Here is a 7,349-nt window from a genome sequence, read left to right as displayed (position 1 = left end):
TCGCCCCGCGACGTAGTCGCAGCCCCGGCGCCGGGCCGAGGCGGCGGCGTTCGGTCGCGCTCGCGGACGGTGCGGCGAACCGGAGTCGGGGGCGGCGGCGTCTGACGGGGTGGAGTTCGCCGCCCGCCCGAGGAGACCCGTGAAACTGCCCCTCCCCCGCACCCGCCGCACCCAGCGCCGCACGGCCCAGGCCCTCATGGCCGCGTGCGTCCTCGCGCTGCTGCCCGCGACCTGGCTGTTCGTCGAGGTCGGCGACCGGGTGCGGGACGCGGCGGACGTGCCGCGCACCGATGTCGCCGTCGTGTTCGGGGCGGGCCTGTGGGACGGCGAGCCCTCCCCGTATCTGGCGCACCGCCTGGACGCCGCCGCCGACATGTACCGCGCGGGCCGGATCCGCGCCGTGCTGGTGACCGGGGACAACAGCCGGGAGGAGTACGACGAGCCGGACGCCATGCGCGCCTATCTCACCCGGCACGGCGTGCCCGGCCGCGCCGTCGTGTCGGACTACGCCGGGTTCGACACCTGGGACTCGTGCGTACGGGCCCGGAAGGTGTTCGGTGTGCACCGCGCGGTCCTCGTCAGCCAGCGGTTCCACATCCGTCGGGCCGTCGCCCTGTGCGAGGCGGCCGGCGTCTCCTCGTACGGTGTCGGCGTCGACGAGCCGCATGACGTCACCTGGTACGCGGGCGGCGCCCGTGAGGTGTTCGCCGCGGGGAAGGCGGCCCTGGACGCGGTCGTCCGTCCCGATCCGCACTTCCTGGGCCCACGCGAGCACGGCATCGCAAAAGCGCTGAGATAGGCCGTGCGCGGCCGAGGTCGTGCCCGGCGCGAGGTCGTGCCCGGCGAGGGCGTGCGCGGGCGAGGGGGCGTCTCCCGCCCGGGCCGGTCCCGCCCAGGCCCGGTCCGGCCCACGGGCGTCGCCCAGGTCCTCACGATCGGCCCCCGGGTGCGGGGAGCTCCGCGTACCCGGTGCGTAACGGCGGTGCCCCCCGCCTCGTAACAAGGGCGTCGCACGCTGGCCCGTATGCACACGGTCACCGCATCCGAGCCGCCCGCCACCGACACGCACTGCCCCTACTGCGCCTTGCAGTGCGGGATGCGGATCGGCGCCGACGCGTCCGTGCGGGGGCGCGAGGACTTTCCGGTGAACCGGGGCGCGCTGTGCGGCAAGGGGCAGAGCGCCGCCGAGGTGCTCTCCTCGCGCGTGCGGCTCACCGGCCCACTGGTGCGCAGCACGACGACGGGCCGGCTCGAGCCGGCCGGCTGGGACGAGGCCCTGGACGCCGTCGCCGCCGGGCTCGACCGGGCCCGCACCGCGCACGGCCCCGACGCGAACGCCGTGTTCGGCGGCGGCGGCCTCACCAACGAGAAGGCGTACGCGCTCGGCAAGTTCGCCCGCACGGTGCTGCGGACCTCGCAGATCGACTACAACGGGCGGTTCTGCATGGCGTCGGCCGCGGCCGCCGGGCAGCGGGCCTTCGGGATCGACCGCGGGCTGCCGTTCCCGCTGGAGGACATCCCGCGCACCGGATGCGTCCTGCTGGTCGGATCGAACCCCGCGGAGACCATGCCGCCCGCACTGCGCTATCTGACCGAACTGAAGGCGAACGGCGGCACGTTGATCGTCGTCGACCCGCGCCGCACCCGCACCGCCGAACTCGCCGACCTCCACCTGGCCCCGCGCCCCGGCACCGACCTGGCGCTCGCCCTCGGCCTGCTCCACCTGGTCGTCGCGCAGGGCCGCACCGACGACGCCTACATCCGCGAGCGGACCTCCGGCTGGGAGGACGCCCGGGCCGCCGCGATGGCGCACTGGCCGGAGTACGTGGAGCGGGTGACCGGGGTGCCGGTGCCACGGCTGCGCGAGGCCGCCGCTCTGTTCGCCGGCGCCGCGGAGGCCATGGTGCTGACGGCGCGCGGGCCCGAGCAGCAGTCCAAGGGGACGGACACCGTCTCCGCCTGGATCAACCTGGCGCTGGCGACCGGCCGCCCCGGCCGCCCGCACTCCGGCTACGGCTGTCTGACCGGCCAGGGCAACGGGCAGGGCGGCCGCGAACACGGCCAGAAGGCCGACCAGTTGCCCGGCTACCGCAAGCTCACCGACCCCGCCGCCCGCGCCCACGTCGCCGGTGTCTGGGGCGTCCCGCCGGAGTCGCTGCCCGGTCCGGGCCGCTCGGCCTACGAGCTGCTCGACGCGCTCGGCGGCGACCTCCGCGCGCTCCTCCTCATGGGCTCGAACCCGGTCGTCTCCGCACCCCGCGCCGCCCAGGTCGAACAGCGGCTGCGGTCGCTCGACTTCCTGGCCGTGGCCGACGTCGTCCTGTCCGAGACCGCCGAACTCGCCGACGTCGTCCTGCCGGTGACGCAGTGGGCGGAGGAGACGGGCACCGTGACGAACCTGGAGGGCCGGGTGCTGCTGCGCCGCCGCGCGCTCACCCCTCCGGACGGCGTGCGGTCCGACCTGGAGGTGCTGCGCGACCTGACCGCGCGCCTCGCCCCCGACCTCGAGAAGGGCTTCCCCGCCGACCCCGAGGAAGTCTTCGACGAGTTGCGCCGCGCCTCCGCGGGCGGCCCCGCCGACTACGCGGGCATCTCCTACGAGCGGCTCGCCGCGGGCGAGGGCGTGTTCTGGCCCTGCGCGGGCCCGGCGGATCCGGGCACGCCCCGGCTGTTCGCCGAGCGGTTCGCGCACGACGACGGGCGGGCCCGGTTCGTGCCGGTGGCGCACCGGCCCGCCGCGGAGGAGCCGGACGCCGCGTATCCGGTGCACCTGACGACGGGGCGCGTGGTCGCCCAGTACCAGTCGGGCGCGCAGACCCGGCGCGTCGGCGCGCTGAACCGGGCGGCGCCCGGCCCGTTCGTGGAGCTGCACCCGCGGCTCGCGGCGCGGCTCGGGGTGGCCGAGGGCGAGGACGTCGCCGTCGTGTCGCGGCGGGGCCGCGCAGTGGCGCCCGCCCGGATCACGCCGGGGATCCGGCCCGACACGGTCTTCATGCCGTTCCACTGGCCGGGCGCGGGGCGGGCCAACACCCTGACGAACCCGGCGCTCGACCCGACGTCGCGCATGCCGGAGTTCAAGGTGTGCGCGGTGCGGCTGGAGCGGGCGGAGGGCGGCGAGCACGCCGCCCAGCGCACCGACTCCGCCGAGTCCGCCCAGTCCGCCGCGACCGCCGAGTCCGCCGAGTCCGCCCCGCGCACCGAGGGTGCCCGGCGCGCGGGGTGACGCCGTCAGGCCGTCTCGGCCGCGACCCAGGCCAGGTACCCGGGCGCGCCCCGCACCACGGGCACGGCGATGATCTCGGGCGTGTCGTAGTCGTGGTGCTCCGTCAGCCACCGTTCGAGGTCTGGGTATCGGGCCGCGCTCGTCTTCAGCAGGACCTGGTACTCCCGGGCGGTCTCGACCGCGCCCTCCCAGCGGTAGACGGACGTGACGGCGGCGGACACCTGCGCGCAGGCCGCGAGCCGGGCCTCGACCGCGCCGCGGGCCAGCGTGTCCGCCCCGTCCGGGGTGTCCGTGGTCGTCAGAACGGTCAGCACGGCCGGGGCGTCCGGAGCGGGCGGACCCGTCGGAGCGGGCGGCACGGCCGGAGCGGGCGCGTCCGGTGTGTCGGCGGGCAGGGGCTTCGGGGTGTCGCCGGAGGTCTCCACGCGCTCATTGTGGCCCGCCTGACGGAGTGTCCGGTCACCCGGTCGCACCCCGCGCCGCGCGGCGCACCAGGTTTCCACCGACACGCCGGTGACCTGCTGGAACGCATCCGTCACCCCGTCAGGAACCGTGTCCGGCGCCGTCATCTGACGCTCTCTCGGCAGGCGGGGCTCCCTGACTGGTACTTACCTCGGTCGTGCAGGGCGCGTCCGACGCCCGCGAAGGAGTACCACGATGCGCACAGGCCGACCCCTGACCGCCGCCGCGTTCGCCGTCGCCCTCGCCGGTCTGGGCGCCGCCCCCGCGGCCGCGGCACAGGGCGGCCTCGAGGTCTACCCGGCGACGGCCGCCCCCGGCGCCACGGTCACCGTGGACACGACGGCGTGCGGGACGCGGGGCTCGGCGGCCGGTGACGCCCGCACGGTCGGCGCGGGCGCCTTCACGCTCGCCGCGGCGACGGACGCCGACAACGCGTCGGGGCGGTTCGCGGTCCCCGCGACCGCGCAGCCGGGCACGTACGAGATCGTCGCGACGTGCGCGGGCGGCACCCGGGTCACCGGCGATCTCATCGTGTCCCCGGGCCGGGCCGGAGCGGCCGGCGCGCCCGCGGCGGTCGGGGCGCCCGGTCCTGCCGGGGTGCCCGCGCCGCAGGCGCAAGCGAAGACGGGGGTCGGCGGCGCGCTCGGACCCGACCCCGTGCAGACCGCGGCGGGAGTGGCGGCCCTGGCCGTCGCCGCCGCGGGCGGTACCTGGCTCCTGCATCGCCGGGCGAGAGGCGAAGGGATCTGAAGGGATCCGGCAGGAGCACAGCGGAAGGGACGGGTCCCGCGGACTCTCTCCGCCGTCCGTGTTCCCGTCCGCCCACCGGTACCGCCCGTCCCCTCCCCTCCGGGCCGCAGCCCCTCGCGGCCCGGAGGGGTGGGGGGCGCTCGCTCAGGGTCCCCCACTCCTCCGGGGGACCACCATCGTGTGCCTGAGCCGCTCGGGCGCCTCCTCCGTCGTCCTCGCCCGTCCGGGCGGGACGCCGTCCTGTGCGCTCAAGCCACCCACTGCTGCGCCCGGGCCACCCACTGCCGCGCTCAGGCCACCCACTGCTGCGCTCAGGCCACCCCTGCCGCGCTCAGGCCACCCACTGCTCGTAGGCCATCTTCACCACGAGCGCGCACACGACGGTGAGCAGCACGATCCGGACGAAGCCCGCGCCGCGCTTGAGGGCGGTGTGGGCGCCGATCATGCCGCCGGCCAGGTTGAAGACCGCCATCAGACCGGCCAGCTGCCAGAAGACGGTGCCCTTGAGGGCGAACATGGCGAGCGCGCCCGCGTTGGTGCAGCAGTTCACGATCTTCGCGGTCGCGGAGGCCGTGACGAGGTCGAGGTGGAGGATCGCGGTCAGCGCGAGCACGAGGAAGGTGCCGGTGCCGGGGCCGATCAGCCCGTCGTAGAAGCCGATGCCGAGACCGGCGAGCCCGATCGCGGCGAGGACGCGGCGCGGTGACGCGGGGTGCGCGGCGGGCGCCGTGCCGAACGCGGGCCGGAAGATGACGAACGCCCCGACGCCCACGAGCACCACCATGACGACCGGCTTCAGGACGTCGGTGCTCAGGCCGGCCGCGAGCAGGGCGCCGCCGGTCGACCCGGCGAGGGCGGCGAGGCCGATGCGGACCGCGAGCCGTACGTCGACGGGGGCCTTGCGGGCGTAGGTGACGGCGGCGCCGGTGGTGCCGACGATGGCGACGGCCTTGTTGGTGCCGAGTGCGTACGGGGCGGGCACGGAGCCCGGCAGGCCGAGCAGCAGGGCGGGCAGCAGGAGGAGGCCGCCGCCGCCCACCACCGCGTCGACCCAGCCGGCCGCGAGGGCGGCGACGCACAGGACGACGACGGCGGTCAGGGATATGTCAGGCATGCGGCCGAGCGTATCCGTCCCGGAGTGCGGCTCCTTCGGCCGTCCGACCTGCGAGAAGCCGCGGGCGGCCGTGCCGGTCGGGTGCCCCGCCTCTCCGGCGTCGCATCGCGTCGCCCCGGCCCGCCTCACACCCCCGCACCGCCTCACACCACCGGCCCGCCCTCGCTGAGCCCCCCGTTCCCGAGGAGAAACGGTCGGGACGCCACCGGGAAACACCCGCCCCGCACGCTGAATCACATGCCCACAGTGATCATCGGCACCGGCCTCGCCGGCACCCGTCTCGCCCAGCGCCTGGGCGAGCACGCGGTGCTCGTCGGCGAGGAGCCGCACGCCCCGTACAACCGCGTGCTGCTCGCCGAGGTGCTGGCCGGGACCTACGCCCCGGACGTGATCGCGCTGCCCGGCGCCCCGGCGGCCCGCCGGCTGCGCACCCGGGCCGTCCGGATCGACCGGCAGCGGCGCGTGGTGCAGTGCGACGACGGCTCCGAGGTCGCGTACGGGACGCTGGTCCTGGCCACCGGGTCGAACCCCGTACTGCCCCCGCTGCGCGGCCTGTTCGGCGCGGACGCGACGGTGCTGCCGGGAGGCGTGCACGCGTTCCGCACGATGGACGACTGCCTGGCGCTGTCCGCCGCGGTCACCGAAGGCACCCGCGCCGTCGTCATCGGCGGCGGGCTGCTCGGGGTGTCCGCGGCCCGGGCGCTGGCCCGGCGCGGCGCCCAGGTGGTGCTGACCCAGCAGGCGGAGCGTCTGATGGAGCGCCAGCTCGACCCCCGGTCGAGCGCGCTGGTGCTGCGGCACCTGACCGGCCTGGGCGTCGAGGTCCACACCGAGTGCCGGGTGCGCGGCGTCGGCGTCGAGGACGGCCGGGTCCGCCGGGTCGAACTCCACGACGGTTTCGTCCTCGACACCGACGTGACCGTCCTGGCCTGCGGGGTGCGGCCGCGTACCGGACTCGCCCGGGCGGCCGGTCTTGACGTGCGCCGGGGCGTGGTCGTCGACGACGCGCTGTGCACCAGCGACCCGCACATCCGCGCCGTCGGGGACTGCGCCGAGCACGCCGGGACGGTGTACGGCCTGGCGACGCCCGCGCTGGAGCAGGCGGACGCCCTGGCCGCGCGGCTCACCGGCGGCGCCGCCCCCTACACCGGCACCCGCACCCTGACCCGGCTCACCCTGCCGCACGAGGCGGGCCCCCTCGACCTCGCCGCGTTCGGCGAGACCGACCCGCTGCCCGGCGACGACGTCGTGCAGCTCACGGACGCCACCCGTGGCACGTACCGCAAGGTCGTCGTGCGCGGCGACCGGCTGGTGGGCGGCGTCCTGGTCGGTGAACTCGCCAGCGTCGGTGCCCTCGCGCACGCCTGGGAGTCGGACGAATCCCTGCCCGCCGACGACGCGGTCGGCGCGCCGCTGCTCCACCTGCTCACCCATGACGGAGGCCTCTGACATGCCCACCCTCGTACTCATCGGCCACGGCATGGTCGGCCAGCGCTTCCTGGAGGCGGCCGCCGAGCGCGGTCTGACCCGCACGCACCGCGTCGTGGTGCTCTGCGAGGAACCGCGGCCGGCCTACGACCGCGTCCACCTCACCTCGTACTTCTCCGGCACGACGCCCGCGGAACTGTCGCTGAGCGACCCGGAGTTCCTCGCCGAGCACGGCATCGAGCTGCACGTCGGCGACCCGGCCACCGAGGTCGACCGCGCGGCGCGCACCGTGCGGGCCCGCTCCGGTCTCGAGGTCACGTACGACACGCTGGTGCTGGCCACCGGCTCGTACCCGTTCGTGCCGCCGGTGCA

Annotated in this window: 7 protein-coding genes; 5 read left to right on the top strand and 2 right to left on the bottom strand. The window is 76.3% G+C overall.

Features of this window, described 5'->3' with window-relative positions:
- The first annotated feature begins 196 nt into the window (after nucleotides 1-196).
- Nucleotides 197-799 carry an ElyC/SanA/YdcF family protein gene (locus GTW43_RS10140; RefSeq protein WP_161301312.1) on the top strand — a complete coding sequence of 201 codons (603 nt, stop codon included), beginning with the start codon at nucleotides 197-199 and terminating at the stop codon, nucleotides 797-799.
- A 225-nt stretch (nucleotides 800-1,024) separates the two neighbouring features.
- Nucleotides 1,025-3,223, top strand: coding sequence for a molybdopterin oxidoreductase family protein (locus GTW43_RS10135; protein WP_161301311.1), 2,199 nt, complete (start codon nucleotides 1,025-1,027; stop codon nucleotides 3,221-3,223).
- 5 nt (nucleotides 3,224-3,228) lie between these two features.
- Here the strand turns inward: GTW43_RS10135 and cutA are convergent, their stop codons facing one another.
- Nucleotides 3,229-3,582, bottom strand: a complete 354-nt coding sequence (gene cutA, locus GTW43_RS37945; protein WP_343245957.1) for a divalent-cation tolerance protein CutA — start codon at nucleotides 3,580-3,582, stop codon at nucleotides 3,229-3,231.
- Nucleotides 3,583-3,880: 298 nt separating this feature from the next.
- Here cutA and GTW43_RS10125 point away from each other — a divergent pair, with 298 nt between their 5' ends.
- Nucleotides 3,881-4,435 carry a hypothetical protein gene (locus GTW43_RS10125; protein ID WP_161301309.1) on the top strand — a complete coding sequence of 185 codons (555 nt, stop codon included), beginning with the start codon at nucleotides 3,881-3,883 and terminating at the stop codon, nucleotides 4,433-4,435.
- 331 nt (nucleotides 4,436-4,766) lie between these two features.
- Here the strand turns inward: GTW43_RS10125 and GTW43_RS10120 are convergent, their stop codons facing one another.
- Nucleotides 4,767-5,549, bottom strand: a complete 783-nt coding sequence (locus GTW43_RS10120) for a TSUP family transporter (protein ID WP_161301308.1) — start codon at nucleotides 5,547-5,549, stop codon at nucleotides 4,767-4,769.
- Between the two features lie 237 nt (nucleotides 5,550-5,786).
- Between GTW43_RS10120 and GTW43_RS10115 the strand changes: the two genes are divergently transcribed.
- Together GTW43_RS10115 and GTW43_RS10110 are read left to right on the top strand one after the other, a co-directional pair.
- Nucleotides 5,787-6,998: an FAD-dependent oxidoreductase gene (locus GTW43_RS10115; RefSeq protein ID WP_161301307.1), complete on the top strand. Its 1,212-nt coding sequence runs from the start codon at nucleotides 5,787-5,789 to the stop codon at nucleotides 6,996-6,998.
- On the top strand, nucleotides 6,982-7,349 hold a 368-nt coding region (locus GTW43_RS10110), incomplete at its 3' end, for an FAD-dependent oxidoreductase (RefSeq protein WP_161301306.1). The genes GTW43_RS10115 and GTW43_RS10110, both read left to right, overlap by 17 nt.

The organism is Streptomyces sp. SID5785 (genome assembly GCF_009870065.1).
Taxonomy (GTDB): Bacteria; Actinomycetota; Actinomycetes; order Streptomycetales; family Streptomycetaceae; genus Streptomyces.
The sequence above is the reverse complement of the archived record's forward strand: the minus strand, read 5'-3'. Positions and strand labels throughout refer to the sequence as shown.